General features: G+C 72.6%; 22 protein-coding genes. 16 read left to right on the forward strand and 6 right to left on the reverse strand.

The annotated features are described in order from the left end of the window. Positions 1-95 precede the first annotated feature (95 nt). Both ACH4FX_RS14660 and ACH4FX_RS14665 read left to right on the forward strand, forming a co-directional pair. Positions 96-800: a DUF998 domain-containing protein gene (locus tag ACH4FX_RS14660; RefSeq protein ID WP_398478726.1), complete on the forward strand. Its 705-nt coding sequence runs from the start codon at positions 96-98 to the stop codon at positions 798-800. Then, positions 797-1,699: an alpha/beta fold hydrolase gene (locus ACH4FX_RS14665; protein WP_398478728.1), complete on the forward strand. Its 903-nt coding sequence runs from the start codon at positions 797-799 to the stop codon at positions 1,697-1,699. The genes ACH4FX_RS14660 and ACH4FX_RS14665 overlap by 4 nt, the downstream gene beginning before the upstream one ends. Positions 1,700-1,709: 10 nt before the next feature. Here the strand turns inward: ACH4FX_RS14665 and ACH4FX_RS14670 are convergent, their stop codons facing one another. Then, positions 1,710-2,327 carry a DsbA family protein gene (locus ACH4FX_RS14670; RefSeq protein WP_398478730.1) on the reverse strand — a complete coding sequence of 206 codons (618 nt, stop codon included), beginning with the start codon at positions 2,325-2,327 and terminating at the stop codon, positions 1,710-1,712. Between the two features lie 287 nt (positions 2,328-2,614). On the opposite strand from ACH4FX_RS14670, the gene ACH4FX_RS14675 reads away from it, so the two are divergent. Next, complete coding sequence (locus ACH4FX_RS14675; RefSeq protein ID WP_398478732.1) at positions 2,615-3,976, forward strand: glutamine synthetase family protein; 1,362 nt, start codon at positions 2,615-2,617, stop codon at positions 3,974-3,976. Continuing rightward, complete coding sequence (locus ACH4FX_RS14680; protein WP_398478734.1) at positions 3,973-7,008, forward strand: bifunctional [glutamine synthetase] adenylyltransferase/[glutamine synthetase]-adenylyl-L-tyrosine phosphorylase; 3,036 nt, start codon at positions 3,973-3,975, stop codon at positions 7,006-7,008. Before ACH4FX_RS14675 ends, ACH4FX_RS14680 begins: the two co-directional genes overlap by 4 nt. Positions 7,009-7,050: 42 nt before the next feature. Here the strand turns inward: ACH4FX_RS14680 and ACH4FX_RS14685 are convergent, their stop codons facing one another. From ACH4FX_RS14685 to ACH4FX_RS14695, 3 genes are all read right to left on the reverse strand, one after another. Next, the gene (locus tag ACH4FX_RS14685) at positions 7,051-7,887 is read right to left on the reverse strand and encodes a phosphatase PAP2 family protein (RefSeq protein WP_398478735.1); all 837 of its coding nucleotides are present in this window, start codon (positions 7,885-7,887) and stop codon (positions 7,051-7,053) included. A gap of 95 nt (positions 7,888-7,982) precedes the next feature. Beyond that, on the reverse strand, positions 7,983-9,053 hold the full coding sequence (locus tag ACH4FX_RS14690) for a LacI family DNA-binding transcriptional regulator (RefSeq protein ID WP_398478737.1): 1,071 nt from the start codon (positions 9,051-9,053) through the stop codon (positions 7,983-7,985). Between the two features lie 94 nt (positions 9,054-9,147). Then, positions 9,148-10,755 (reverse strand): glycoside hydrolase family 13 protein, encoded by a 1,608-nt coding sequence (locus ACH4FX_RS14695; RefSeq protein ID WP_398478739.1) that lies wholly within the window; start codon positions 10,753-10,755, stop codon positions 9,148-9,150. Between the two features lie 354 nt (positions 10,756-11,109). Here ACH4FX_RS14695 and ACH4FX_RS14700 point away from each other — a divergent pair, with 354 nt between their 5' ends. The 9 genes from ACH4FX_RS14700 (at position 11,110) to ACH4FX_RS14740 (ending at position 19,654) form a co-directional block, all read left to right on the forward strand. Continuing rightward, positions 11,110-12,375, forward strand: coding sequence for an extracellular solute-binding protein (locus ACH4FX_RS14700; RefSeq protein WP_398478741.1), 1,266 nt, complete (start codon positions 11,110-11,112; stop codon positions 12,373-12,375). Positions 12,376-12,389: 14 nt separating this feature from the next. After that, positions 12,390-13,358, forward strand: a complete 969-nt coding sequence (locus ACH4FX_RS14705; RefSeq protein ID WP_398479003.1) for a carbohydrate ABC transporter permease — start codon at positions 12,390-12,392, stop codon at positions 13,356-13,358. A gap of 2 nt (positions 13,359-13,360) precedes the next feature. Then, positions 13,361-14,188 carry a sugar ABC transporter permease gene (locus ACH4FX_RS14710; protein ID WP_398478743.1) on the forward strand — a complete coding sequence of 276 codons (828 nt, stop codon included), beginning with the start codon at positions 13,361-13,363 and terminating at the stop codon, positions 14,186-14,188. A gap of 1 nt (position 14,189) precedes the next feature. Continuing rightward, a complete protein-coding gene (locus ACH4FX_RS14715) occupies positions 14,190-15,815 on the forward strand; it encodes a glycoside hydrolase family 13 protein (protein WP_398478745.1) in 1,626 nt (541 codons plus the stop codon). Continuing rightward, entirely contained in the window at positions 15,812-16,939 is a 1,128-nt protein-coding gene (locus tag ACH4FX_RS14720) for a LacI family DNA-binding transcriptional regulator (RefSeq protein WP_398478747.1), read from the forward strand. The genes ACH4FX_RS14715 and ACH4FX_RS14720 overlap by 4 nt, the downstream gene beginning before the upstream one ends. 66 nt (positions 16,940-17,005) lie before the next feature. Continuing rightward, complete coding sequence (locus ACH4FX_RS14725) at positions 17,006-17,689, forward strand: ANTAR domain-containing protein (RefSeq protein WP_398478748.1); 684 nt, start codon at positions 17,006-17,008, stop codon at positions 17,687-17,689. Between the two features lie 70 nt (positions 17,690-17,759). Then, positions 17,760-18,500, forward strand: coding sequence for an ANTAR domain-containing protein (locus ACH4FX_RS14730; RefSeq protein WP_398478750.1), 741 nt, complete (start codon positions 17,760-17,762; stop codon positions 18,498-18,500). A gap of 222 nt (positions 18,501-18,722) precedes the next feature. Further along, positions 18,723-19,385 carry a 1,4-alpha-glucan branching protein gene (locus tag ACH4FX_RS14735; RefSeq protein WP_398478752.1) on the forward strand — a complete coding sequence of 221 codons (663 nt, stop codon included), beginning with the start codon at positions 18,723-18,725 and terminating at the stop codon, positions 19,383-19,385. 119 nt (positions 19,386-19,504) lie between these two features. Next, complete coding sequence (locus ACH4FX_RS14740; protein ID WP_398478754.1) at positions 19,505-19,654, forward strand: hypothetical protein; 150 nt, start codon at positions 19,505-19,507, stop codon at positions 19,652-19,654. Positions 19,655-19,661: 7 nt separating this feature from the next. Here ACH4FX_RS14740 and ACH4FX_RS14745 read toward each other — a convergent pair whose 3' ends face one another. Both ACH4FX_RS14745 and ACH4FX_RS14750 read right to left on the reverse strand, forming a co-directional pair. Further along, the gene (locus tag ACH4FX_RS14745; protein ID WP_398478756.1) at positions 19,662-19,913 is read right to left on the reverse strand and encodes a DUF397 domain-containing protein; all 252 of its coding nucleotides are present in this window, start codon (positions 19,911-19,913) and stop codon (positions 19,662-19,664) included. Further along, positions 19,910-20,740 (reverse strand): Scr1 family TA system antitoxin-like transcriptional regulator, encoded by an 831-nt coding sequence (locus ACH4FX_RS14750; RefSeq protein ID WP_398478758.1) that lies wholly within the window; start codon positions 20,738-20,740, stop codon positions 19,910-19,912. Before ACH4FX_RS14750 ends, ACH4FX_RS14745 begins: the two co-directional genes overlap by 4 nt. 149 nt (positions 20,741-20,889) lie before the next feature. Here ACH4FX_RS14750 and ACH4FX_RS14755 point away from each other — a divergent pair, with 149 nt between their 5' ends. The 3 genes from ACH4FX_RS14755 to pulA all read left to right on the forward strand — a co-directional run bounded on the left by ACH4FX_RS14755 (position 20,890) and on the right by pulA (position 25,739). After that, positions 20,890-21,414 carry an ATP-binding protein gene (locus ACH4FX_RS14755; protein WP_398478760.1) on the forward strand — a complete coding sequence of 175 codons (525 nt, stop codon included), beginning with the start codon at positions 20,890-20,892 and terminating at the stop codon, positions 21,412-21,414. 69 nt (positions 21,415-21,483) lie between these two features. Next, on the forward strand, positions 21,484-22,899 hold the full coding sequence (locus ACH4FX_RS14760; protein WP_398478762.1) for an alpha-amylase family protein: 1,416 nt from the start codon (positions 21,484-21,486) through the stop codon (positions 22,897-22,899). Positions 22,900-23,114: 215 nt separating this feature from the next. Next, positions 23,115-25,739 (forward strand): pullulanase-type alpha-1,6-glucosidase, encoded by a 2,625-nt coding sequence (gene pulA, locus ACH4FX_RS14765; protein ID WP_398479005.1) that lies wholly within the window; start codon positions 23,115-23,117, stop codon positions 25,737-25,739. The last annotated feature ends 16 nt before the right edge of the window (positions 25,740-25,755 follow it).

A 25,755-nucleotide genomic window follows, 5' to 3' on the forward strand; every position in this document is an offset into this window, starting at 1 on the left:
CACGGCCTCCCGGAACCACTGCCCAGCACCCTACCCCCGCGGGGTATCCGCCCCCGCGCCGCCCGGGCCCTCGACTTTGCTTATCCTTGACCTTGATGTCCGTGCAGACGAGCAAGAGCCGCCGCGCCGCCCCCGCCCTCCTCCTGCTCGGCGCGGTGGCGTACACCGCCTGGGTGCTGGAGGTGGTGCTGTCCACCGGCCTCGATCCGGTACGGACGTACGTCAGCGAACTGGCCGCCGCCGACCAGCCGCTCGGCGGCCTGTTCCGCGCCACGGACCTGACCGCCGGCGTGCTGGTGCTGGCCGGCGCGGTGGCCGCGCTGCTCACACGGGAGCGGCGGCCCTGGGCGACGGCCGGCTGGGCGGCGCTCGCCCTCTTCGGCGCGGCCACCGCCGTCGACTCCCGGCTGCCGCTGAGCTGCGCGCCGACCAGCGACCCGGAGTGCGCGGCCCGGGAGACCGCGGGTTTGGTGCCCGCCACCCACACCGCCCACGCGATCAGCAGCTCGCTGGCCATGGTGGGCGCGCTGGCCGCCCTGGTGCTGCTGACCGTCGCCGCCCGCCGCTACGGCTGGTGGCCGCCGCTCGGCCGGATCGCGCCGTGGCTGGCCGCCGCCGAACTGGCCGCCACCGCCTGGACGCTCACCTCCATCGCCGCCTTCACCGAGGGCCACGGCACCTGGGCGCTCGGCGTCGGCCAGCGCCTCCAGGTCCTGCTGGTCGCCCTGTACGTCGGTCTGCTCGCGTGGTGCGTCGGGCGAGCGGGCACCACTACGGGGAGGGAAGGGGGAACGCCATGAGCGGGGACGGCAAGCGGAGGGGCACCGCCCCCGGCCGCATGCTGCGGGTGGACGGCACGGTGCTGCACGTCCTGCGCGAGGGCAGCGGCCCGGTGTGCGTGCTCAGCGGCGGGCTGGGGCTGGGCTGGTTCGACTGGGACCCGGTCGTGGCCCGGCTGGCCCCGCACCGTACGGTCGTCCGCTTCGACCGGCCCGGCCTGGGGCTGAGCGCGCCCGCCCCCGGCCCGCCCACCGCGGCGGGCGAGGCCGGCCGGATCGCGCACGTCCTGGACGCGCTCGGGCTGCCCGGGCCGTGCACCGTCGTCGGACACAGCCTGGCCGCCTTCCACGCCGAGGCGTTCGCCCGGCTCCACCCGGACCGGGCGGCCGGTCTCGTCCTCGTGGACGGCAGCGTGGAGGAGGACGCCCGCCCGCGGCTGCCGCGTACGGTCCGTACGGCCTGGGCCGGCGGCCTCGCGTCCGTCCTGTCGGCCGCCGGGCTGCCGCGCGCTTTCGGTCCCGCCGCGCGCCGCCTGACCGTCCGTGCCTCGACGGTGCGCACCCACCCGCGCGGCCCGCACGAGGCCGGTGCCTACCGCACCAGCCGGGTGCTGCGCGCCTGCGCCCTGGAGAACGCGACCTACGCCTACCAGGCCGCCGAGGTCGCCGCGCTGCGCCCCGGCCACCCGCTGCGGGGCCTGCCGGTGACGGTCCTGGCGGCGTACGACGGCAGCGAGACGCCGCGCGAGCTGCGCTGGCTGGAGCGGCAGCGGGCGCTCGCCGCCGAGCTGGGCGGCACCTTCGCCGTCGCCGCCCCGGCCGGGCACCTGGTCATGGCCGACGCGCCGGACGCGGTGGCCACCGCCGTCCTGACGCTCACCGCCGACCCGGACCTCGAAGGGCCGCCGCGCGGGCGCTGAGCCGGGCCGCTCACGGCTTCGCGGTGCGCCGTGCCCGCAGCTCGAAGAACTGCGGTACGGACGCGGCTCCGGCGAGCGCGTCCCACAGGCGGTCGGCGCCCGGGCCGGTGGGCGCGGGCGCCACCACGGGCCCGAAGAAGCCGCGCTCGCCGCCGGGCGTGGTGAGGACCGTGACGGGCGAGCCCGCGTCCTCGCCGGAGTACTCCTGGGCCTGGGCGCGGGCCCGGGCCACCGGCCGGTCCAGCGCCGCGTCGTGCAGCACATAGGCGTACGCCGCGGCGCCCGCCTCCGCCAGGCACCGCTCGGCCAGCTCCGGCGACGGGTCCGCGCCGTCGTCGTGCACCGCGGCGCCGTACGCGGCGTAGACCCTGCCGGTCAGCGTGTCCCGGCCGTCGGCGTGCGCGGCCTCGGCCAGCCGCAGCAGGCAGCGGCTCCCGGCGGCGGCCGGGCGGCGCTCGGCGGGCAGCTCGTCCGGCGGGGCGCCGTCGGTCAGGTCGAAGGCGCGGTAGGACAGCGGGACGCCCCGGCGCCCGGTGGCGTCCGCCAGCCACTGCGCGGTACGCCAGGTCCAGGGGCAGGCGGGGTCGAAGTAGAACGTCACGGCCGTGACGTCGAAGTGTGTGCTCACGGGTTCTCCTCGGCCGTCGGCGGGCACTCGGGGCGGGGCGCGGGTGCGGCGGGGCGGTGCGGCCCCGGAACCCGCGGAACAAAGCGGGACGATCCGGGCCGCCCCTTCCCGGGGTACCGCCCGCCGCTCCCGGGCAAACGTGCCGGTGCCGCCGCGCGGCCCGGCAGTTCTGATCTCGGCCGAGGGTGCGTAATGTGACGGTAACCCCCTCACGTGATACTGGTGTGCCACACCTCGTTGACCGACTGGGGTGGACAGGCCGATTGACCTGCGAGGATTGGTGAGCCATGGACAAGCAGCAGGAGTTTGTGCTCCGCACGCTGGAGGAGCGCGACATCCGCTTCGTACGACTGTGGTTCACCGACGTACTGGGGTTCCTGAAGTCCGTGGCGGTGGCGCCCGCCGAGCTTGAGCAGGCGTTCGACGAGGGCATCGGCTTCGACGGCTCCGCCATCGAGGGCTTCGCGCGGGTCTACGAGTCCGACATGATCGCCAAGCCGGACCCGGGCACCTTCCAGATCCTGCCGTGGCGCGCCGAGGCCCCCGGCACCGCCCGGATGTTCTGCGACATCCTCATGCCGGACGGCTCCCCGTCCTACGCCGACCCGCGGTACGTCCTCAAGCGCATCCTGGCCAAGACCTCCGACCTCGGCTTCACCTTCTACACCCACCCCGAGATCGAGTTCTTCCTGCTCAGGGACAAGCCGGTGGACGGCACCCGGCCCAGCCCCGCGGACTCCTCCGGGTACTTCGACCACACCCCGCAGAACGTCGGCATGGACTTCCGCCGCCAGGCGATCACCATGCTCGAATCGATGGGCATCTCGGTGGAGTTCAGCCACCACGAAGGCGCCCCGGGCCAGCAGGAGATCGACCTGCGCTACGCGGACGCGCTCTCCACGGCCGACAACATCATGACGTTCCGGCTCGTCATGAAGCAGGTCGCGCTGGAACAGGGCGTGCAGGCCACGTTCATGCCCAAGCCGTTCTCCGAATACCCGGGTTCCGGCATGCACACCCACCTCTCGCTGTTCGAGGGCGACCGCAACGCCTTCCACGAGTCGGGCGCCGAGTACCAGCTCTCCAAGGTGGGCCGCTCCTTCATCGCCGGCCTGCTGCGGCACGCGGGCGAGATCTCCGCCGTCACCAACCAGTGGGTCAACTCCTACAAGCGCATCTGGGGCGGCGCCAACCGCACCGCGGGCGCCGGCGGCGAGGCCCCCTCGTACATCTGCTGGGGCCACAACAACCGCTCCGCGCTCATCCGCGTGCCCATGTACAAGCCGGGCAAGATGGGCTCCACCCGGGTCGAGGTCCGCTCCATCGACTCCGGCGCCAACCCGTACCTGACGTACGCGGTGCTGCTCGCCGCCGGCCTCAAGGGCATCGAGGAGGGCTACGAACTCCCGGCCGGCGCCGACGACGACGTGTGGGCGCTGTCCGATTCCGAGCGCCGCGCCCTGGGCATCGAGCCGCTGCCGCAGAACCTCGGCGAGGCCATCGACCTGATGGAGCGCAGCGAACTGGTCGCGGAGACCCTCGGCGAGCACGTCTTCGACTTCTTTCTGCGCAACAAGAAGCAGGAGTGGGAGGAATACCGCTCCGAGGTGACCGCGTTCGAGCTGCGCAAGATGCTGCCGGTCCTGTGACCGCGCACCCCGCTCCGCAGCACCAGGGGCGGCGCAGCAGCGCCTTCACCCGGCTGCTGCGGCACGGTTTCAGCGACCCGTCGGCGGCCGGACGGCTGCTCCAGGCGCCCGAACTGGCCGCCGTACGGGACGACTCGGTGCTCCTGGAGGCGCTGGGCGCCACCGCCGACCCCGACCTCGCGCTGACCGCGCTGGTCCGGCTGGCCGAGGCACAGGGCGAGGACGAGCGGCACAAGCTGCTGAGCACCCTGATCACCGCCAAGCCGCTGCGCGACCGGCTGCTGGGCGTGCTCGGCGCGTCCGAGGCGCTCGGCGACCACCTCGTACGGCATCCGCACGACTGGCATTCGCTGGTCACCTACGAGGCGGCCGACCTGCATCCGGCGACGCCCGAGTTCGAGGCGGCGCTCGCCGAGGGCGTCTGGGGCGAGCCGGGCCGGGACCGGCCGCGCCCGGACGCGCTGCGCGCCGCCTACCGCCGGTGCCTGCTGGGCATCGCGGCCCGGGACGTGTGCGGGACCACCGACCTGGCCGAGACCGCCGCCGAACTGGCCGACCTGGCGACCGCGACGGTCCGTGCCGCGCTGGAGATCGCCACCGAGGAGCAGCCCACCGACGCCGCCGCCTGCCGCCTCGCCGTGATCGCCATGGGCAAGTGCGGCGGCCGGGAGCTGAACTACGTCTCGGACGTGGACGTCATCTTCGTCGCGGAGGCGCGGGACGGCGTAGCGGAGCCCAAGGCACTCCAGGCCGCGACCCGGCTGGCGGGCCGGCTGATGCGGGTCTGCTCGGACGTCACCGCCGAGGGCACGATCTGGCCGGTGGACGCCAACCTGCGCCCCGAGGGCCGCAACGGGCCGCTCGTGCGCACCCTCAACAGCCACCTCGCCTACTACGAACGCTGGGCCAAGACCTGGGAGTTCCAGGCCCTGCTGAAGGCCCGGCCGATGGCCGGCGACGAGGAGCTGGGCAAGGAGTACGTGGCCGCGGTCACCCCGCTGGTCTGGCAGGTCTCCGAGCGCGAGAACTTCGTGACCGATGTACGGCAGATGCGCCGCCGCGTCGTGGAGAACATCCCCGCCGCCCAGGTCGACCGCGAACTGAAGCTCGGCCCCGGCGGGCTGCGCGACGTCGAATTCGCCGTCCAGCTCCTCCAGTTGGTGCACGGCCGCACCGACGCCACACTGCACAGCCCGACCACCCTCGACGCCCTCTCGGCGCTGGCCTCCGGCGGCTACGTGGGCCGCGAGGACGCCAAGGCGCTGGACGCCGCGTACTGCTTCCTGCGCACCCTGGAACACCGCATCCAGCTCTACAAGCTGCGCCGTACGCACCTGATGCCCGAGGACGAGCGCGACCTGCGGCGCCTGGCCCGCTCGATGGGCCTGCGCACCGAGCCGGTGGAGACGCTGCGCAAGGAGTGGAAATGGCACGCCCGTGAGGTGCGGCGGCTCCACGAGAAGCTGTTCTACCGGCCGCTGCTGGACGCCGTGGCGCACCTGGAGGCCGGCGGCACCCGGCTCTCCGCCAAGGCCGCCGGGCAGCGCCTCGAAGCGCTCGGCTACGCCGACCCGGTCGCCGCGCTGCGCCACCTCGAAGCGCTGGCCTCCGGCGTCACCCGCAAGGCCGCCATCCAGCGCACCCTGCTGCCCGTCCTGCTGGCCTGGTTCGCCGACTCCGCCGACCCGGACGCCGGGCTGCTGAACTTCCGCAAGGTCTCCGACGCGCTCGGCAAGACCCCCTGGTACCTGCGGCTGCTGCGCGATGAGGGCGCCGCGGCCGAGAACCTGGCCCGTGTCCTGTCGGCCGGCCGGTTCGCCCCCGACCTGCTGCTGCGCGCGCCCGAGGCGGTCGCGCTGCTCGGCGCGAAGGACGGCCTGCAGCCGCGCGGCCGGGCCGCGCTGGAGCAGGAGGTGCTGGCCGCGGTCGGCCGCGCGGAGGGCGCCGAGCAGGCCGCCGCCGCGGCCCGCGGGGTACGGCGCCGCGAGCTGTTCCGCACCGCCGCGGCGGACCTGATCGGCGCGTACGGCACCGACGGCCACCCCGCCGAGCAGGACCGCGGGCACGCCGCCGACGTGATCGGCGGCGCCGTCTCCGACCTGACCGCCGCCACCATCGCGGGCGCCCTGCGCGCCGCCGTGCGCGAGCGGTGGGGCGACACCCTGCCCACCCGCTTCACCGTGATCGGCATGGGCCGCTTCGGCGGCCACGAGCTGGGCTACGGCTCCGACGCCGACGTGCTGTTCGTGCACGAGCCGCGCGAGGGCGTCGACGAGCAGGAGGCCGCCAAGGCCGCGCACGCCGTCGCCGACGAGCTGCGCCGCCTCCTCCAGCTGCCGTCCGCCGACCCGCCGCTGCCGATCGACGCCGATCTGCGCCCGGAGGGCCGCACCGGCCCGCTGGTGCGCACCCTGGCCTCGTACGCCTCGTACTACCGCCGCTGGTCGCTCGTATGGGAGTCCCAGGCCCTGCTGCGCGCCGAGCCGGTCGCGGGCGACGCCGGGCTGGGGGAGCGGTTCACCGAGCTGATCGACCCGCTGCGCTATCCGGTGGAGGGCCTGGGCGAGGACGCCGTACGGGAGATCCGCCGGCTCAAGGCCCGTATGGAGACCGAACGGCTGCCGCGCGGCGCCGACCCCACCACCCACACCAAGCTCGGCCGCGGCGGCCTGAGCGACGTGGAGTGGACCGTGCAGCTGCTCCAGATGCAGCACGCCTGGGCCGAGCCGGGCCTGCGCACGACCCGTACGCGTGCGGCGCTGGCCGCGGCCCGCGACGCCGGGCTGCTCGCCACGGAGGACGCGCAGATCCTCGACGAGGCGTGGGTGCTGGCGTCCCGGGTGCGCAACGCGGTGATGCTGGTCCGGGGCCGTCCCGGCGACACCTTCCCGTCCGACGCGCGCGAGCTGGCGGCGGTCGGCCGCTACCTCGGCTACGAGGAGGGGCACGTCGGGGAGATGCTGGACGACTACCGGCGGACGACGCGCCGGGCCCGGGCGGTGGTGGAGACGATCTTCTACGGGGCCTCCTGAGCCCTGCCGCGGGACGGTCCGGGCCGCCGGGGGCCCGCCGCCTCAGACCGCGGCGACCCGGCGCGGCAGCCGGTGCGGCAGCGCCGCGTACCAGGCGAAGGCCAGGCCGATCCCGAAGGCCAGGCACAGGATGCCGCCCACCGCGTCCAGCCAGAAGTGGTTGGCGGTGGAGACGATCACCACGAGGGTGGTGGCCGGGTAGAGCAGGCCCAGCACCTTGGCCCACACCGGCCGGGCGATCAGCGCGATCATCACGCCGCACCACAGCGACCAGCCGATGTGCATCGACGGCATCGCCGCGTACTGGTTGGACATCGAGGCCAGGTTGCCGGAGGCCATCGAGCCCCAGGTGTGGTGGACGATGACGGTGTCGATGAAGCCGCCGCCGTTCATCAGGCGGGGCGGGGCCAGCGGGTAGAGGTAGTAGCCGAGCAGGGCCACGCCCGTGGTCGCGAAGAGCGCGAGGCGGGCGGCCGCGTACCGGCCGGGGTGCCAGCGGTAGAGCCAGACCAGCACGCCGATGGTCAGTATGAAGTGCAGCGTGGCGTAGTAGTAGTTCATCGACACGATGAGCCAGGTCACCGAGTCGACGGCGTGGTTGACGGTTTTCTCCACCGCTATGCCGAGGGTGTGCTCGGCCCGCCAGATCCAGTCCGCGTTCTTCAGTGCCTGCGCCTTCTGCTCGGGCACGGCGTTGCGGATGAGGGAGTACACCCAGTAGCTGACCGCGATCAGCAGGATCTCGAACCAGAGCCGCGGGGTACGGGGGGAGCGCAGTCGGGCCAGCCGGCCACCGGCGGAGGCGCTCGGCGCGCGCTCCTCGGTGGGTGGCGGCACGGCCGTACGGCCGTCAAGAGTCTTCACATGCGCTTCACCCATAGGCAGACAGTCTGCCAGAAAGGGGTCCGGGGCCGATCACCCTCTGGTCGGGTCCCGGAGGGCCCCGCGTAGCACCTCAGGGGGAGGGGGAACCCTTACGCCCGGCTTCCATTCGTATCAGACGGGACGGCCGGACCGGGAATCCGGGCGGCCCTGGGCACCGAAGCGGTTGAACCGCGAACGACCAGCTCGGGGTGGAAGACGAATTCGCTGTGCGGCGCCGGGGTGCCGCCGACCTCCTCCAGCAGGGCGCGCACCGCGGCCTGCCCCATCGCCGTGACCGGCTGCCGGATCGTGGTCAGCGGCGGGTCCGTGAAGGCGATCAGCGGGGAGTCGTCGTAGCCGACGACGGAGACCTCGCGGGGCACGTCCAGGCCCCGCTGCCGGGCGGCCCGGATCGCGCCCAGCGCCATCATGTCGCTGGCGCACACCACCGCCGTACAGCCGCGGGCGAGCAGCGCGCCGGCCGCGGCCTGCCCGCCCTCCAGCGTGTACAGGGAGTGCTGGACCAGCTCCTGGGCCGCTTCCCGGCCCAGGCCGAGCTGCTCGCGCATGCTGTGCAGGAAGCCCTCGATCTTGCGCTGGACGGGCACGAAGCGCTTCGGCCCGAGGGCCAGCCCGATCCGTTCGTGGCCCAGTGCCGCCAGATGGGTGACGGCGAGGCGGATCGCGGCCCGGTCGTCCGGTGAGACGAACGGCGCCTGCACCTTGTCGGAGAAGCCGTTGATCAGGACGAAGGGCACGCCCTGGCCGCGCAGCCGCGCGTAGCGCTGCATGTCGGCGGAGGTGTCCGCGTGCAGCCCGGAGACGAAGATGATCCCGGCGACGCCCCGGTCCACCAGCATCTCGGTCAGTTCGTCCTCGGTGGAGCCGCCCGGCGTCTGGGTGGCCAGCACCGGGGTGTAGCCCTGGCGGGTCAGCGCCTGGCCGATGACCTGCGCGAACGCCGGAAAGATCGGGTTCTCCAGCTCCGGCGTTATCAGGCCGACCAGGCCGGCGCTGCGCTGCCGCAGCCGTACCGGACGCTCGTACCCGAGCACGTCGAGCGCGGCCAGCACGGACTGGCGGGTGGTCGCGGAGACGCCGGGTTTCCCGTTGAGCACCCGGCTGACGGTGGCCTCGCTGACACCCGCCTGCGCTGCGATGTCGGCCAGCCGGGCGGTCATGGAGGGGACTGTACCGGTCGCCTGTCGGATTGCCCACGCTGCCCGCACCGACCGCGGGCGGGCAGCGCCCCGGCCCGCCCGCCCCGACCGCCCGTCAGAGCCCCCACCAGGTGCAGGAGTCGCCCGGCAGCAGCGCGGTGTCCCCTTCGGCCGCGACCGTCGTGGAGGACAGCAGCACCCGGCCGGGGCGCGGGAGTTCCACCGCGCGGTCCAGGGTGTTGAGGGTGCACAGCAGGTCGGTGTGGCCGGAGCGGCCGGTACGGGTGAAGGCCAGCAGCCCGTCGGGGGCGTCGGCCCAGGTCAGACTGCCGTCGCCGAGGCTGGTGTGGGCCCGGCGCAGGGCCAGCGCCGCGCGGTACAGCTCCAGGGTGGAGGCGGGGTCGCCGGTCTGGGCACGGACGGACAGCTCCTTCCAGGCGCGCGGCTGCGGCAGCCAGCTGCCGCCGGGCCCGAAGCCGTACGCGGCCGTCTCGCCGCACCAGGGCAGCGGCACCCGGCAGCCGTCGCGGTGCCCGTCCTGGCCGTCGCCGCGGAAGAACGCCGGGTCCTGGCGCACCTCGTCGGGCAGGTCGGTGACCTCCGGCAGGCCCAGCTCCTCGCCCTGGTAGAGGTAGGCCGAGCCGGGCAGCGCGAGCATCATGAGGGTGGCGGCGCGGGCGCGCCGCAGGCCGCCGAGCCGGGTGGTGTGCCGCACCACGTCGTGGTTGGACAGTACCCAGGAGGTGGTGGCGCCGACCGAGGCGGTCGCGGCGAGCGAGGCGTCGATGATCGCGCGCAGCGCGTCGGCGGACCAGTCGGCGGTCAGGAACTGGAAGTTGAACGCCTGGTGCAGCTCGTCGGGGCGTACGTACATCGCCAGGCGCTCGGGGGAGGGGGCCCACGCCTCGGCGACGCCGATCCGCTCGCCGGGGTAGGAGTCCAGCAGGCGGCGCCAGGAGCGGTGGATCTCGTGGACGCCGTCCTGGTCGAAGAAGGGCAGCACCTGGCTGCCGATGAGCTTCGCCTGCTCCTTGTGCCCGATGTCCGGCAGCCCGGGCGCCTTGATCATGCCGTGTGCCACGTCGATGCGGAAGCCGTCCACCCCGAGGTCGAGCCAGAACCGCAGGATGGCCTCGAACTCGGCGTGCACCTCCGGGTTCTCCCAGTTCAGGTCGGGCTGCTCCGGGGCGAACAGGTGCAGGTACCAGTCGCCGCGTTCGGTACGGGTCCAGGCGGGCCCGCCGAAGACCGACTCCCAGTCGTTGGGCGGCAGCTCGCCGGACGCGCCCTTGCCGGGCCGGAAGATGTAGCGCTCCCGGGCCAGCTCCGGGTCCTGGAACCAGGGGTGCTGGTCGGAGGTGTGGTTGGGCACGATGTCGACGATCACCCGCAGGCCCAGCGTGTGCGCGGCCCGTACCAGGTCGTCGGCGTCCGCGAGGCTGCCGAACAGCGGGTCCACGGAGCGGTGGTCGGCGACGTCGTACCCGCCGTCGGCCTGCGGCGAGGCGTAGAACGGGGTGAGCCAGACGGCGTCCACGCCCAGGTCCCGGAGGTAGGGCAGGCGTTCCCGGGCGCCGCGCAGGTCGCCGATCCCGTCCCCGTCGCAGTCGGCGAAGGAGCGTACGTACACCTGGTAGATGACGGCGTCGCGCCACCAGCCCGTACGGCTGCCGGTGGCGTGGGCCGCGCGGGCGGGGTCGGTCGAAGTCAGCTCCTGGGTCATCCGGCTTCCCTGTCGAGAGTGGGGCGTTTCGGGGCGGGGCGGCCATGCATCGTCTTGCAGGGTCCTGGCCTCGATCGGCGGACGGTCGTCTATGGGCTCAACGCGCGGGGCACGGCGGGGTGACGGGCCGACGGGCGGCTCAATCCCCTGGTGGGGGGCCTGCGGGGGTGCGCGGGGCGCGCTGTGCGCGGGCGCCGCCCCCGGCAACCCCTGTCAGCAGCCTTGCAGAAATTTGCCGCAAGGTCTTTCGAATTCATTTCCGCGCTGTTACGTTCCTGTCCGCCATCACAGGCGTTCCGAACGGCCGAACGAGGCGTTCCGGCGCCATTTCGGGCGTTTCCCTAAGGAGTTCACATGCGGCGTGGCATGGCGGCCACCGCGTTGGTCGCGGGACTGGCACTGGCGGCGACAGCGTGCGGTGGTGACGGCGGCGGAGGCGATCGGAGCGGAGGCGAGCTGTCGGGCACCGTGACCTTCTGGGACACCTCCAACGACGCCGAGAAGGCGACGTACAAGAAGCTGGCCGAGGACTTCGAGAAGGAACACCCCAAGGTCGACGTCAAGTACGTCAGCGTCCCGTTCGGCGACGCCAACGCCAAGTTCAAGAACGCCGCGGGCGGCGGGGCCGGCGCCCCCGACGTGATGCGGACCGAGGTCGCCTGGGTCGCCGACTTCGCCAACCTCGGCTACCTGGCGCCGCTGGACGACACCCCGGCCCTGGACGACCCCGGCGACTACCTCCCGCAGGCCCTGGGAAGCACGAAGTTCAAGGACAAGACCTACGCCGTGCCGCAGGTCACCGACACCCTCGGCCTCTTCTACAACAAGCGGCTCCTGAAGGAGGCCGGTGTCGAGGTCCCCAAGACCTTCGCCGAGCTGTCCGCCGCCGCCAAGACGATCAAGGACAAGACCGGCGCCACCGCGCTCTACCTGCGCGGCGACGACCCGTACTGGTTCCTGCCGTATCTGTACGGCGAGGGCGGCGACATGGTCGACGCCCGCGACAAGATCGTCACGATCGACGACGACGCCGGCGTCAGGGCGTTCAAGACCATCAAGGACCTGGTCGACTCCAAGGCCGCCGTCACCGATGCCACCGACGGCCAGGAGAACCAGCTCAAGGCCCTCAAGGACGGCACCGTCGCGATGGCGGTCAGCGGCCCCTGGGACATCGAAGGCGTCCGCGCGGGCAAGGAGTTCAAGGACGGGAAGAACCTCGGCGTCGCGCCGGTGCCCGGCGGCAGCGCCTCCCAGGGCTCCCCGCAGGGCGGCTGGAACCTCTCCGTCTACGCCGGTTCGAAGAACCTCCAGGCGTCCTACGCCTTCGTGAAGTACATGAGCTCGGCCAAGGTCCAGCAGCAGACCACCGAGAAGCTGAGCCTGCTGCCCACCCGCAAGTCGGTGTACGCGGTGCCGTCCGTGGCGCACAACGAGATGGTCGGCTTCTTCAAGCCCGCCGTCGACAAGGCCGTCCAGCGCCCCTGGATCGCCGAGGGCAACGCCCTCTTCGAGCCCATCAAGGTGCAGATGAACAAGGTCCTCACCGGCGCGAGCACCCCCGAGCAGGCCGCCAAGGCCGTCGGTGACAGCTATCGCAAGATCCTCAAGGACTACAAGTGACGGACGCGGTACGGATGTCCCGGGGCCGGCGGAAGGGGGCTGCCGCTCCCGCGCCGCCGGGCCGGGTACGCAGAGCCCTGGCCACCCACTGGTACGCCTGGACCATGGTCGCCCCGGTGGTGCTCGTCATCGGCGTCATCATCGGCTACCCGCTGGTCCGCGGCCTGTACCTGTCGCTGACCGACGCCAACGAGGCCAATGTCGAGCGCCACATCGGCATGAACCACATCCCGGCCACCTACAAGTTCACCGGCCTGGAGAACTACACCGAGATCCTCGGCGACGGCGTCTTCTGGAGCCGGCTCGGCTGGACCGTGCTGTGGACGGTGGCCTGCGTCGGCCTCACCTTCGCCATCGGCCTGACCCTGGCCAACCTGCTCAACCGGAAGCTGCGCGGCCGCACCTTCTACCGGCTGGCGCTGATCCTGCCCTGGGCCATCCCCGCCTTCGTCTCCGTCTTCACCTGGCGGCTCCTCTACAACGAGAAGAACGGCCTGCTGAACAAACTGCTGGCGGGCGGCGGCATCGACGCCGTGCCGTGGCTGAACGACCCCACCTGGGCCAAGCTGTCGGTCATCGCCGTCAACGTCTGGCTCGGCGTGCCCTTCATGCTCGTCGCCCTGCTCGGCGGCCTCCAGTCCATCCCCGGCGAGCTGTACGAGGCCGCCGAGATGGACGGCGCGGGCGCCTGGCAGCGGTTCCGCAACATCACCGTGCCCGGCCTGCGCGGGGTCAGCAGCACCGTGATCCTGCTCTCCACCATCTGGACGTTCAACATGTTCCCGGTGATCTACCTGCTCACCCGGGGCGGCCCCGGCGACGCCACGGAGATCCTGGTGACCTACGCCTACCGGCTCTCCTTCGTCGACAGTCCGCGCGACTTCTCCGGCTCGGCCGCCTGGGGCGTGCTGATCCTGCTCCTGCTGTCCCTGATCGCGGTGGTCTACCGCCGCTCGCTGCGCAAGCAGGGAGAGGTGTGGTGACCATGCGCTCCAAGCGAAGCCCGCTGGCCTCCGTGGGCCTGCACCTGGCCCTCCTGGCCGCCGCCGTCATCGCGGTCTTCCCGCCGCTGTGGCTGCTGATCACCTCCTTCAAGCCGAAGAACGACGCCTTCACCACCGAGCTGGTCAGCAACTTCACCTTCGCCAACTACCGGCACGTGGTCGCCGACACCGAGTTCCTGACCTGGTTCGGCAACTCGGTGCTCGTCGTCGGCGTCACCACCGTCCTCGGCGTCTTCATCGCCGCCACCACCGGCTACGCCGTCAGCCGCTTCCGGTTCCCCGGCATGCGCCCGCTGATGTGGCTGCTGCTGGTCACGCAGATGTTCCCGGTCGCCGTACTGATCGTGCCGCTGTACAACCTGCTGGCGGGCCTGGGCCTGCTCAACCAGCCGGCCGGCCTGGTCATCACCTACCTGACCATCGCCGTCCCGTTCTGCGCCTGGATGATGAAGGGCTTCTTCGACACCATCCCGGTGGAGATCGACGAAGCCGGGCGGGTGGACGGCCTCAACCCGTTCGGCACCTTCTGGCGCCTGGTCCTGCCGCTGGCCCGCCCCGGCCTGGCCGTCACCGGCTTCTACACCTTCGTCACGGCCTGGGCCGAGGTCGCGTACGCCTCCGCCTTCATGACCGGCGAGGAGAACCTGACCCTCGCCGGCGGCCTCCAGACCTTCGTCAACCAGTACCTGAACGACTGGGGCTCGATGACCGCCGCCGCCGTGATCATCGCGGTGCCCGCGGCCCTGGTCTTCGCCTTCGCCCAACGCCACCTCGTCGCCGGGCTGACCTCCGGCACCACCAAGGGATGACATGACCGAGCACCACGCCACCGGAGCGACCGCCGACGCCGCGGACCCGGCCGCGTTCGCCGCCACCCAGTGGTGGCGCGACGCGGTGATCTACCAGGTCTACCCGCGCAGCTTCGCCGACGGCAACGGCGACGGGATGGGCGACCTGCCCGGCATCCGCGCCCGTCTGCCGTACCTGAGGGACCTGGGCGTCGACGCCGTCTGGCTCAGCCCCTTCTACGCCTCCCCGCAGGCCGACGCCGGCTACGACGTGGCCGACTACCGCGTCATCGACCCGGCCTTCGGCACCCTCGCCGACGCCGAGGCCGTCATCCGCGACGCGCACGGCCTGGGCCTGCGCGTCATCGTGGACATCGTCCCCAACCACTGCTCCGACCAGCACGCCTGGTTCCGGCAGGCGCTGGAGGAGGGCCCCGGCTCGACGCTCCGCGAGCGCTTCCACTTCCGCAAGGGCCGCGGCGAGAACGGCGAACTCCCGCCGAACGACTGGGAGTCCGTCTTCGGCGGCCCCGCCTGGACCCGCGTCCCGGACGGCGAGTGGTACCTGCACCTGTTCGCCCCCGAACAGCCCGACTTCAACTGGGACAGCCCCGCCGTCCAGGACGAGTTCCGCTCCATCCTGCGCTTCTGGCTCGACCTGGGCGTGGACGGCTTCCGCATCGACGTCGCCCACGGCCTGGTCAAGGCCCCCGGCCTGCCCGACATGGGCCGTACCGACCAGCTCAAACTGCTCGGCAACCAGGTGCTGCCGTTCTTCGACCAGGACGGCGTCCACGAGATCTACCGCTCCTGGCGCCGCGTCCTCGACGAGTACGCGGGCGAGCGCATCGGCGTCGCCGAAGCCTGGACGCCCAGCGCCGACCGCACCGCCCTCTACCTGCGCCCCGACGAGCTGCACCAGGCGTTCAACTTCCACTACCTCGACACCGGCTGGGACGCCGCCGAACTGCGCGCCGTCATCGACGCCTCCCTGGCGGCGATGCGACCGGTCGGCGCCCCCACCACCTGGGTCCTGTCCAACCACGACGTCGTACGGCACCGCACCCGGCTCGGCGGCGGCGAGCGCCGGGCCCGCGCCGCGGCCCTGCTCATGCTCGCCCTCCCCGGCTCGGCCTACGTCTACCAGGGCGAGGAACTGGGCCTGCCGGAGGTCACCGACCTGCCCGACGAGGTGCGCCAGGACCCGGCGTTCTTCCGCGGCGACGGCCAGGACGGCCTGCGCGACGGCTGCCGGGTGCCGATCCCTTGGTCCGGCGACACCGCCCCGTACGGCTTCGGCACGGGCGGCAGCTGGCTGCCGCAGCCCGCGGAGTGGGCCCGGCTCAGTGTTGCCGCCCAAACCGGCGACCCGGCCTCCATGCTGGAGCTGTACCGTACGGCCCTCAAGCTGCGCCGCGCCCACCCCGGGCTTGGTGCGGGCGACGCCGTCACCTGGCTGGGCGCACCCGACGGCGTGCTGGCCTTCCGCCGCCCCGGCGGCTTCGTCTGCGTCGTCAACACGACACCGGAGCCGGTCCGCGCGCCCGCCCGGCCCGGCTGGCGCGTCCTGCTGTCCTCGGCCGAACTGCGTACCATCGACGACGAGCTGACCATCCCGGCGGACACCGCCGTGTGGTGGCAGGCGTGACCGACCGCCCCGACGTGCCGCCGGCCGGGGCCGACGGTCCCCGGCTGGCGCACATCGCCGCGCAGGCCCAGGTCAGCGAGGCGACGGTCAGCCGGGTGCTCAACGGGAAGGCGGGCGTGGCCCGGGGCACCCGGCAGCGGGTCCTGGCGGCCCTCGACCTGCTCGGCGGCGAGCGCCCGGTACGGCTGCGCCGCACCAGCGCCGGACTGGTCGGGCTGATCGTCCCCGAACTGACCAACCCGATCTTCCCGGCCTTCGCCCAGCTCATCGAGCAGGCCCTCGCCGGGCACGGCTACACGCCGGTCCTGTGCACCCAGCTCCCCGGCGGCGCCACGGAGGACGAACTGGTCGAACAGCTGGAGGCACGCGGCGTCACCGGCATCATCTTCCTCTCCGGCCTGCACTCCGACAGCACCACCGACCCCGCCCGCTACACCCGCCTCACCGACCGCGGCGTCCCGTACGTCCTGATCAACGGCTACCACGAGGACATCGCCGCCCCCTTCGTCTCCCCGGACGACCGGGCGGCGGCCCGCATGGCCGTACGCCACCTCGCCGAACTCGGCCACCGGCACATCGGCCTGGCCGTCGGCCCGGTCCGCTACGTCCCGTCGCGCCGCAAGGCCGAAGGCTTCGCCGCGGCGCTCACCGAGGCGTTCGGCCTGCGGAGGGGGCAGGCCGAACGCCTCGTACGCCACACCCTGTTCGGCGTCGAAGGGGGACACGCGGCAGCCGCTTCCCTGCTGGACGCGGGCTGTACGGCAGTCGTCTGCGGCAGCGACCTGATGGCGCTCGGCGTCGTACGGGCGGCGCGCCAGCGCGGCCTGGAGGTACCGGCACAGGTGTCGGTCGTCGGCTTCGACGACTCCCAGCTGATCGCCTTCACCGACCCGCCGCTGACGACCGTGCGCCAGCCGGTGCGGGCGATGGCCACGGCCGCCGTGGACGCGCTCATCGAGGAGATCCGCGCCCGCGCGGACGGTGACCGGCCGCCGGACCGCCACACGGAGTTCGTCTTCCAGCCGGAGCTGGTGGTACGGGGATCGACGGCCCCGGCCGGTCCGGCCGGTCCGGGGCGTTCCGGTTTCGGCGAAGACGGGTCCCGGGGGCACGGCGGGGAGTAATCTCCAGATGCGGAACGTGACGGTCTCGAAGGGCCGGCCCGCTCCGTACGGCGGAAGGCTCATCCCATGGAGCAGCGGGTGTCCGTACAGGAGTTGCTCGTCGGCCTGGATCGTGCCGTCGACGCGGGCGAACACCGCGTGTGGGCGGTGCGCTGCGCCCACGCGCTGGGACTGGAGGGGATAGCGGTCTCCTTGCGGTGGGGCACGGAGCTGGTCTGGTTCAGCGACGACATCAGCGCGCGCCTGGAAGACGCCCAGTTCACCCTGGGGGAGGGACCCGGACTGACGGCAGACCTGAGTCACGGGGCCATCGAGGTGGCGGACCTGGACGCGTCCGCGGACAACCGGTGGCCGCAGTTCGCCGCCGAAGTCCGCTCCCTGGGTGTGCGGGCGGTATTCGTGTGGCCGGTCCGGGCCGGAGCGGTCCGGTTCGGGGCGCTGAGCGGATACCGCACGACGCCCGGACCGCTGACCGGGCGGCAGGTGGCGGACGGGCTCCGGGTGGCCGACGCACTGGCCGACCGACTGCTGGCCTGGCAGCCGGAGGCCCAGAACTCCACCAACGGGCCGGGCACCGCGGGCGCCATCGACCTGCACTGGGCCGAGGTGCACCAGGCCACCGGTGTGCTGAGCTGCCGGCTCGGCGTCCCGCTGGAGGAGGCGCTGGTCCGGCTGCGCGCCCGGGCGTTCGCGTCCGGCCGGCCCATCTCCGAGGCGGCCCGCGACATTCTGCGGGAGCTGCCACCGTGACCGACCGTCCCCCAGCGGCCGCGCCGCCCACGGGCCCACGTGCCGCGCCCGTGCACCGAGGAGTATGGACATGAGCAGGGAAGAGAAGATCGCCCGGACTTTCGTGGAACTCGCCGACACCTTTGTCGCGGACTTCGACGTCATCGACTTCCTGGAGCAGCTGACCTGCCGCTGCCGTGACATCTTCGCCGTCGACGACGCCGCGGTCCTGCTGGCCTATCCGGGGCCGCACTTGCACAGCCCCGCCCCTTGCGACCCCAGCCCCGCCCTGACCAAGCTGCTGGAACTGGCCCTGCGCGAAGGGCCCGCCCTGGACGCCTACCGCACCGCCGCCGCGGTCACCCCCGGCGAACTCGCCCGTGCGCCCGCGGCCTGGCACGGTTTCACCGCGCAGGCTCGCCGGGCCGGTTACTCCTACGCCTGTGCCGTACCCCTGCGATTGCGCCGGCAGACCCTCGGCGCCCTGTTGCTCCTGCGCACCGCGGACAGCCCCCTGCCCGCCGACGACCTGATCACGGCCCAGGCGTTCGCCGACGCGGCCACCATCGGGCTGCTGCACGCCCGCACCCTGAAGCACACCGACACCGTCAACGAGCAGCTGCACACCGCCCTGCACAGCCGCATCCTCATCGAGCAGGCCAAAGGATTCCTCGCCGCCCACCACAACATCTCGCTCGGCGACGCGTTCGGCACCATGCGCCACCACGCCCGCAGCCACCACTTTCTGCTGCACGACGTCGCCCAGCACGTCGTCGCCACCGGAGACCTGCCCCGGTCACCGGCCGCGGGCCGACGGCCGGCCGAGGGGTGACCGGTCGAGGACTCACCGGCCGAGTGAGCGCGCACGGGCCGCGTGCGCGCGTACGGAGGTGTGCGCGTGGAGACCTTGTGCGCGCGTCCCGGCGGGGCCGGTCCTCCCGGGAGCCGGGTGACGGACTGCCGTGCCGACCAAGGCAGATGGCAGGATGACCACCGCGGTGGCCGCAACCACCGCAGCCACCGCAGCCACCCACGGGAAAGGTGCCGGACGACCATGGCCATCATCCACCACACCACGCTGAGCCCCACGAAGCTGGAACTCCTCGCCACGTGGCTCCCCGGCCGCCCCTGGTACGCGGGCGACGGCCGGGCCCCCGAGCTGACCAGGGCGGGCGGCTTCCGGCTCGACGACCCGGCGGGCGACGTCGGCATGGAGTTCATGGTGGCCACCGACACCGCCGGCGCCGAACCCGTCGCGTACCACGCCCCGTTCACGTATCGGGGCGCGCCTCTGGAAGGCGCCGACCACGCGCTGGTCGGCACGCTGGAACACGGCGTCCTGGGCAAGCGCTGGGTCTACGACGGCACCCACGACCCGGTCCTGGCCGCCCAGCTCTTCGCCCTCCTCATCGGCAAGGCCACCCCGCAGGCCCAGAGCGAGACCGACACCCTCGACCCCACGGTCCACCCGCACTTCACCGAAACGGGCCACGAAGCGGCAACGGGCCCCCAGTCGGTGACAGACGGCCCCGACGCGACCGACATCCACATCCACTCGTCCCGCCCGCTGCTCCTGCGCATACACCGCGTGCTGACGGCGGGCGACGAGCCCACCGGGGCGCCCCTGGGCCACGTCAGCGCGACATGGACGGTCCCGACGGGGCAGAGGGTACGGGGCGTCTTCGCGACGGCGCACGAACAGGACCGACCGTCCTGAGACGGACCGGGGCCGAGCCGCCGGAACCACCGGAACCACCGGAACACGCCCGTTTCGCCCTGCACCTGCGGGCGCTGGAACAGGCCGCGGACGGCGCCGACGGCGATGAACCCGCCCGGGTGGCCGAAGTCCTCACGGACCCCGACCAGGCGATGGCGCAGTCCGCGATCGTGCGGCACGTGGACCGTCGAGCGGCCGAACTGCTCGACGGCCCGGAGCCGGAGTACGCGTCCTGGACGCGGTCCATGGCCAAGGCCGCCCACGAGTGACCTAGCGTCAGGCTACGAGGCCGGTTGCGTACGGGAGGAACGCGGCCCAGGAGTCGGCCGGGACGGTGAGGTGGGGGCCTTGTGCGTTCTTCGAGTCTCGTATGCGGACGGTGACGCGGGCGGCAGAGACTTCGACGCAGTTGTCACCTGAGCTGCTGCTGTAGCTGGACTTGTGCCAGGAGAAGGCGGCTTCGACGCAATCGTCGCCGTCGCCGCCGCTGTAGCTGCTCTTGAACCAGGACACCTCAGTGGTCTTCACAGTGCTCCTCGGATCCGCTTCAGCAGGCTCACGGAGTCTTGGGGGCTGGGGGCCTGCGAACGCAGTTTCGCATACCGCATCTGGAGCACGCTGATGTCGTGCCGACCAGCGAACAACTGGCCGCTTCGTTGGCCTTCGGAGTAGCCGTACCACGTGTTGTCAGGAGTCTCCAGCAGCCGAATGGGCCCGTCCAGGCCCGCGTGCTCCTCCTGCCCCAACGGCATCACCTGCAACTCGACGTTCCGCAGCTTGGCGACTTCGAGGATGTGGTCGATCAGATCCCGGATGACGTCGATCCCTCCCACAGGGCGCCGGAAGAGAGCTTCCTCGACGATGAAGCTGAACGCGGTGTTCGGCCTCTCCTGGAGCAGGCGTTGCCTCTCCATCCGGGCGGCGAGCCTGGTTTCGATTTGGTCGTCAGCCAGGGGCGGCACCCTGTTCCTGAAGACGGCCCGCGCGTATGCCTCGGTTTGCAGCAGCCCGGGGATCAGTCGGCACTCGTACGTACAGAGGTGCAGCGCCTGCCGCTCCAAAGCTGCCCACTGCCGGAACCACGTCGCCAGCCCACGCCGACGCGTCAAGGGCCCCGCCGCGGCCCGCAATACACCGAACGCGTCCAGCACCACCTCTGCTCGGTCGATGAGTTCCGGTGGTGCGAGCCTGCGCCCCTGTTCGATCGAGGCGATGGTCTGCGCGGAGAACCGCACCAGTGGGGACAGCTCTTCCTGCGTCAGCCCGGCCCGTTCTCGGAACACTTTGAGGACGGCCCCGAAGCTCTTGAGGCTGTCCATGTATTCCGGCTCGTTGCTGCCCCTGCCACCTGCCATGGATCGGCACCTCCGGGGTGATCTCGCGCACGACCAGGCCATGGTTACGGGCCGTTACTCGTACTGTCCACTCCGCGTACCCGTACGCTGACTTTCCGTACGGACGGAAAGCCTGGTCAGCCCGGTGGCGCGCCCGGGACCGTAGGCCCATGACACCCCAACTCATCACCCGCCCACCCCACCCACCCGTCACCGTACGTGTGTTCACCCAGTGCTTCAGTAGTACGCGGCTCGGGGCGCGGCTTGCGCGGCATCTTGCCGTGCATCGGCTCGACGCGTGGGGGTTTCCGTACGGGACCGCGTTCTCCGACGATGTGGGTGCCGTCGTGGGGGAGCTGGCGGCCAACGCCGTGACCCACGGCCGCGTCCCCGGCCGGGACTTCGAGTTGCGGCTCGCGGTCGTCGGCGGCCTCGCGCGTACGGGGACGCTGCGGATCGACGTGACCGACACGCGGACCGAGCGGCGCCCGCCGTCCCCCGACGGCCTCGTGTCCGCGCCGCCCGACGCGGAGGCCGGGCGCGGCCTGCTCGTCGTGGCCGCGCTCGCCACCCGGTGGGCGGTCCTCGACCGCGTACCGGTCGGCAAGACCGTGCGCGCCGAGCTGGACCTCGTGCCCGGCGGACACGTGCCCGGCCCGGAGGACGCCGCAACGCCGTTGCAATCTTTTGCGTAATCTCTTGCAACAATCAACCACGGCGGATAGAACAGCGGCCGAACACCTCCCACCCCCTCAGGAGGAGCCGTGACCCATCCGATCCGTCCCCGGCGGCGCGCCCGCAGACCCGTGGCCGCCGCCCTCGCCCTCCTCTCCGGCACGGCGGCGGCCGTCCTCGCCCCGCCGCCGCAGCCGGCGAACGCGGAGCCGCCCGGCGCGAAGGACGTGACCGCCGAACTCTTCGAGTGGCGCTACGAGTCGGTGGCCAGGGAGTGCAAGGACACCCTCGGCCCCACCGGTTACGGCTACGTGGAGGTGTCACCGGCCACCGAGCACATCCAGGGCGGCCAGTGGTGGACCTCGTACCAGCCGGTCAGCTACAAGATCGCCGGGCGGCTCGGCGACCGGGCGGCCTTCAAGCGCATGGTGGACACCTGTCACGCGGCCGGTGTGAAGGTCGTCGCGGACGCGGTGATCAACCACATGTCGGCCGGTTCGGGTACGGGGACGGGCGGGTCCCCGTATACGAAGTACGACTACCCGAAGCTCTACCAGCGCCAGGACATGGACGACTGCACCGGGCGGATAACGGACTACCGCGACCGGTGGAACGTCCAGCACTGCGAACTGGTCGGGCTGGCCGACCTGGACACCGGCGAGCCCCACGTCCGGTCGCGGATCGCCGCGTACCTCAACGACCTGCTGTCGCTCGGCGTGGACGGCTTCCGGATCGACGCGGCCAAGCACATGCCCGCCGAGGACCTGGCCGCGATCAAGCGGCAGTTGAAGAACCCGTCGGTCTACTGGAAGCAGGAGGCGATCTACGGGGAGGGCGAGGCCGTCTCGCCGACGGAGTACCTGGGCAACGGGGACGTACAGGAATTCCGGTACGGGCGGGACCTGAAGCGGGTGTTCCAGAACGAGAAGCTGGCCTACCTGAAGAACTTCGGCGAGGGCTGGGCCTATCTGCCGTCGGGCGCGGCAGGTGTCTTCGTCGACAACTGGGACACCGAGCGCAACGGCACGACGCTCAGCTACAAGGACGGCGCGGACTACACGCTGGCCAACGTCTTCATGCTGGCCTGGCCGTACGGCGCCCCGGACGTGCATTCCGGTTACGAGTTCGCCGACCACGACGCGGGGCCGCCCAACGGCGGCCAGGTGCGCGCGTGCTGGCAGGACGGCTGGAAGTGCCAGCACAACTGGCCCGAGATCCGCGCCATGGTCGGCTTCCGCAACGCGACCCGCGGCACGGCCGTCACCCACTGGTGGGACAACGGCGACGACGCCATCGCCTTCGGGCGCGGTGACAAGGGGTACGCCGTGATCAACCACCAGGGCAGCGCGCTCACCCGTACGTTCCAGACCTCGCTGCCCGTCGGCACGTACTGCGACGTACAGAGCCGGAAGCCGGTGACCGTGGACGGTGACGGCCGCTTCACCGCCACGCTCGCCCCGAACACGGCACTGGCCCTGCACGTCGGCGCGCGCAGCTGCGGCTGATCCCGGGCCACCGGTCCGGACCGGCGGGTCCGCCCGGTCCGCCCGGTCCGCCCGGACCGCCCGGACCGTCGGGACCGCAGCCGGGAGGGGCCGCGGTCCGCGGCCATCGCCGTCACCGCGGTCCGGACCGCCGGCCCGGCCCCGCTCACCTCCGAACGTCCTGAAGGAGTCCTTACGTGAGGCGCACCCTCCGCCGTACCGTCGCAGCCGTGGCCATGGCCCTGTGCGCGGCGGTCCTGCCCGCCCCGCCCTCCGCGAACGCCGCACCGCCACCGGCTCCCGGCCGGGCGGCGGCGCAGTGGATCGACCGCGACACGGTGGTGTGGAAGGGCGCCCGGCACGCGGCCGCCCAGCTGGAGTTCGGGGCGGAGGGGCAGGGACAGGGCCAGGAGCGCGGGCACGGCCACGCGCAGGGGCGGATACGGCTCACGCCCGGCACCCTCACCCCCGCCGAGCGTGCCGCGTACCCGCACCTGAAGGACTTCCCGGCGTTCGCCGTCGACCCGCGCGACCAGAAGCTCGCCCCCGCCGCACTGCGGGAGCGGCTGGTCGCCGTGCAGCGGGACGCGGACGGGCAGCGGGTCAGCACCGGCGTGCAGATCCCCGGCGTGCTGGACGACCTGTACGGCCCGGCGGCGGCCAAGGCACCGCTCGGGCCGGTCTTCCGGCACGGCCGCCCGACGCTCGCCGTCTGGGCACCGACGGCCCGGACCGTCGCGCTGGAACTGGACGGACGGACCGTGCCGATGCGCCGGGACGACGCGAGCGGCGTATGGCAGGTGCGCGGCGCGCGCGGCTGGGCGGGGAAGCCGTACCGGTACGTCGTGACCGTCTGGGCGCCGAGCGTCGGCCGCTTCGTCACGAACAAGGTCACCGACCCGTACGCGACCGCCCTGACCGCCGACTCCGAGCGCAGCGTCGTCCTCGACCTCGCCGACCCGCGGCTCGCGCCGAAGGGCTGGGGCAAGCTCAAGAAGCCTGCCGCCGTTCCGCTGAACCGGGCCCGTATCCAGGAGCTGCACATCCGGGACTTCTCGGTGGCCGACCCCACGTCGCGCCATCCCGGGCAGTACCTGGCCTTCACCGACCGCCGCTCGGCCGGGATGCGGCACCTGAAGGCGCTCGCGGACGCGGGGACCTCGTACGTCCACCTGCTGCCCGCCTTCGACATCGCCACCATCCCGGAACGGCGCTCCGACCAGGCCCGCCCCGACTGCGACCTGGCGGCACTGCCTGCCGACTCCGAGCGGCAGCAGGAGTGCGTGGGCGCCAGCGCCGCACGCGACGCGTACAACTGGGGATACGACCCGTTCCACTACACGGTGCCGGAAGGCTCGTACGCCTCCGACCCGGATGCGCCGCGGGCGCGGACGACGGAATTCCGCCGCATGGTGCAGGGGCTGAACGGGGCCGGGCTGCGCACCGTCATGGACGTCGTCTACAACCACACCGCCGCGAGCGGCCAGGACCGGCTGTCCGTCCTGGACCGGATCGTGCCCGGGTACTACCACCGGCTGCTGGACGACGGGACCGTGGCCACCTCCACGTGCTGCGCGAACACCGCGCCCGAGCACCTGATGATGGGCCGGCTCGTCGTCGACTCGGTCGTCACCTGGGCCCGGCAGTACAAGATCGACGGGTTCCGGTTCGACCTGATGGGACACCACCCGAAGGCCAACATCCTGGCCGTACGCAAGGCCCTGGACGCGCTGACCGTCGCCGAGGACGGCGTGGACGGCAAAGCGATCGTGCTGTACGGGGAAGGCTGGAACTTCGGCGAGGCCGCGGACGACGCGCGCTTCGTCCAGGCCACCCAGCGGAACATGGCGGGCACCGGCATCGCCACCTTCAACGACCGCTCGCGCGACGCGGTACGCGGCGGCGGGCCCTTCGACCCGGACCCGCGCGTCCAGGGCTTCGCCTCCGGCCTCTACACGGCCCCCAACCCCTCGCCCGCCAACGGCACCCCGGCCGAACAGCGCGCCCGCCTGCTGCACTACCAGGACCTCATCAAGGTCGGGCTGACCGGCAACCTCGCCGGCTTCACGTTCACCGACACCTCCGGCCGTACGGTCAAGGGCTCGGAGGTCGACTACAACGGCGCGCCCGCCGGATACGCCGCGGCGCCGGGCGACGCCCTCGCGTACGCCGACGCGCACGACAACGAGACGCTGTACGACGCCCTCGCCTACAAGCTCCCGCAGGACACGTCCGCCGCCGACCGGGCCCGTATGCAGGTCGTGGCGATGGCGATCCCGGCGCTCTCACAGGGGCCGGCCCTCTCCCAGGCGGGCAGCGACCTCCTCCGCTCGAAGTCCCTGGACCGCAACTCCTTCGAGAGCGGCGACTGGTTCAACGCGCTGCACTGGGACTGCCGGGACGGCAACGGCTTCGGGCGCGGCCTGCCGCCCGCCGCCGACAACAAGGACAAATGGCCGTACGCCCGGCCGCTGCTGGCCGACCCGGCCCTGCGCCCCGGCTGCGCGCAGATCACCGCCGCCTCCGCCGCCTACCGCGACCTGCTCCGCATCCATGCCACCGAACCGGAATTCGGCCTGAACAGCACCGAGGCCGTACAAGCCGCGCTCTCCTTCCCCCTGCCGGGGACGGCCGAGACGCCGGGTGTCGTGACGATGCGGCTCGGCAAGCTGGTCGTGGTCTTCAACGCGACCGCGCAACGGCAGCTCCAGCGCGTCCCGTCGCTGGCGGGCCACCGGTACGACCTGCACCGCGTCCAGGCGCGGGGCGCGGACCCGGTGGTGCGGACGGCGTCGTACGAGAAGCGGACGGGAACGTTCGCGGTGCCGGGGCGGACGGTGGGGGTGTTCGTGGGTCGGTAGGCGGGGCCCGGGGCAC

The sequence above is a fragment of the Streptomyces sp. NPDC018019 genome, assembly GCF_044327805.1.
Lineage (GTDB): Bacteria > Actinomycetota > Actinomycetes > Streptomycetales > Streptomycetaceae > Streptomyces.

What these genes read in the sequence shown, in the direction of transcription:
- ACH4FX_RS14660 (WP_398478726.1), top strand. Translation starts at nt 96, where the DNA reads ATGTCCGTGCAGACGAGCAAGAGCCGCCGCGCCGCCCCCGCCCTCCTC.
- ACH4FX_RS14665 (WP_398478728.1), top strand. Translation starts at nt 797, where the DNA reads ATGAGCGGGGACGGCAAGCGGAGGGGCACCGCCCCCGGCCGCATGCTG.
- ACH4FX_RS14675 (WP_398478732.1), top strand. Translation starts at nt 2,615, where the DNA reads ATGGACAAGCAGCAGGAGTTTGTGCTCCGCACGCTGGAGGAGCGCGAC.
- ACH4FX_RS14685 (WP_398478735.1), bottom strand. Translation starts at nt 7,887, where the DNA reads ATGGGTGAAGCGCATGTGAAGACTCTTGACGGCCGTACGGCCGTGCCG.
- ACH4FX_RS14690 (WP_398478737.1), bottom strand. Translation starts at nt 9,053, where the DNA reads ATGACCGCCCGGCTGGCCGACATCGCAGCGCAGGCGGGTGTCAGCGAG.
- ACH4FX_RS14695 (WP_398478739.1), bottom strand. Translation starts at nt 10,755, where the DNA reads ATGACCCAGGAGCTGACTTCGACCGACCCCGCCCGCGCGGCCCACGCC.
- ACH4FX_RS14700 (WP_398478741.1), top strand. Translation starts at nt 11,110, where the DNA reads ATGCGGCGTGGCATGGCGGCCACCGCGTTGGTCGCGGGACTGGCACTG.
- ACH4FX_RS14705 (WP_398479003.1), top strand. Translation starts at nt 12,390, where the DNA reads ATGTCCCGGGGCCGGCGGAAGGGGGCTGCCGCTCCCGCGCCGCCGGGC.
- ACH4FX_RS14710 (WP_398478743.1), top strand. Translation starts at nt 13,361, where the DNA reads ATGCGCTCCAAGCGAAGCCCGCTGGCCTCCGTGGGCCTGCACCTGGCC.
- ACH4FX_RS14715 (WP_398478745.1), top strand. Translation starts at nt 14,190, where the DNA reads ATGACCGAGCACCACGCCACCGGAGCGACCGCCGACGCCGCGGACCCG.
- ACH4FX_RS14725 (WP_398478748.1), top strand. Translation starts at nt 17,006, where the DNA reads ATGGAGCAGCGGGTGTCCGTACAGGAGTTGCTCGTCGGCCTGGATCGT.
- ACH4FX_RS14730 (WP_398478750.1), top strand. Translation starts at nt 17,760, where the DNA reads ATGAGCAGGGAAGAGAAGATCGCCCGGACTTTCGTGGAACTCGCCGAC.
- ACH4FX_RS14735 (WP_398478752.1), top strand. Translation starts at nt 18,723, where the DNA reads ATGGCCATCATCCACCACACCACGCTGAGCCCCACGAAGCTGGAACTC.
- ACH4FX_RS14750 (WP_398478758.1), bottom strand. Translation starts at nt 20,740, where the DNA reads ATGGCAGGTGGCAGGGGCAGCAACGAGCCGGAATACATGGACAGCCTC.
- ACH4FX_RS14755 (WP_398478760.1), top strand. Translation starts at nt 20,890, where the DNA reads ATGACACCCCAACTCATCACCCGCCCACCCCACCCACCCGTCACCGTA.
- pulA (WP_398479005.1), top strand. Translation starts at nt 23,115, where the DNA reads ATGGCCCTGTGCGCGGCGGTCCTGCCCGCCCCGCCCTCCGCGAACGCC.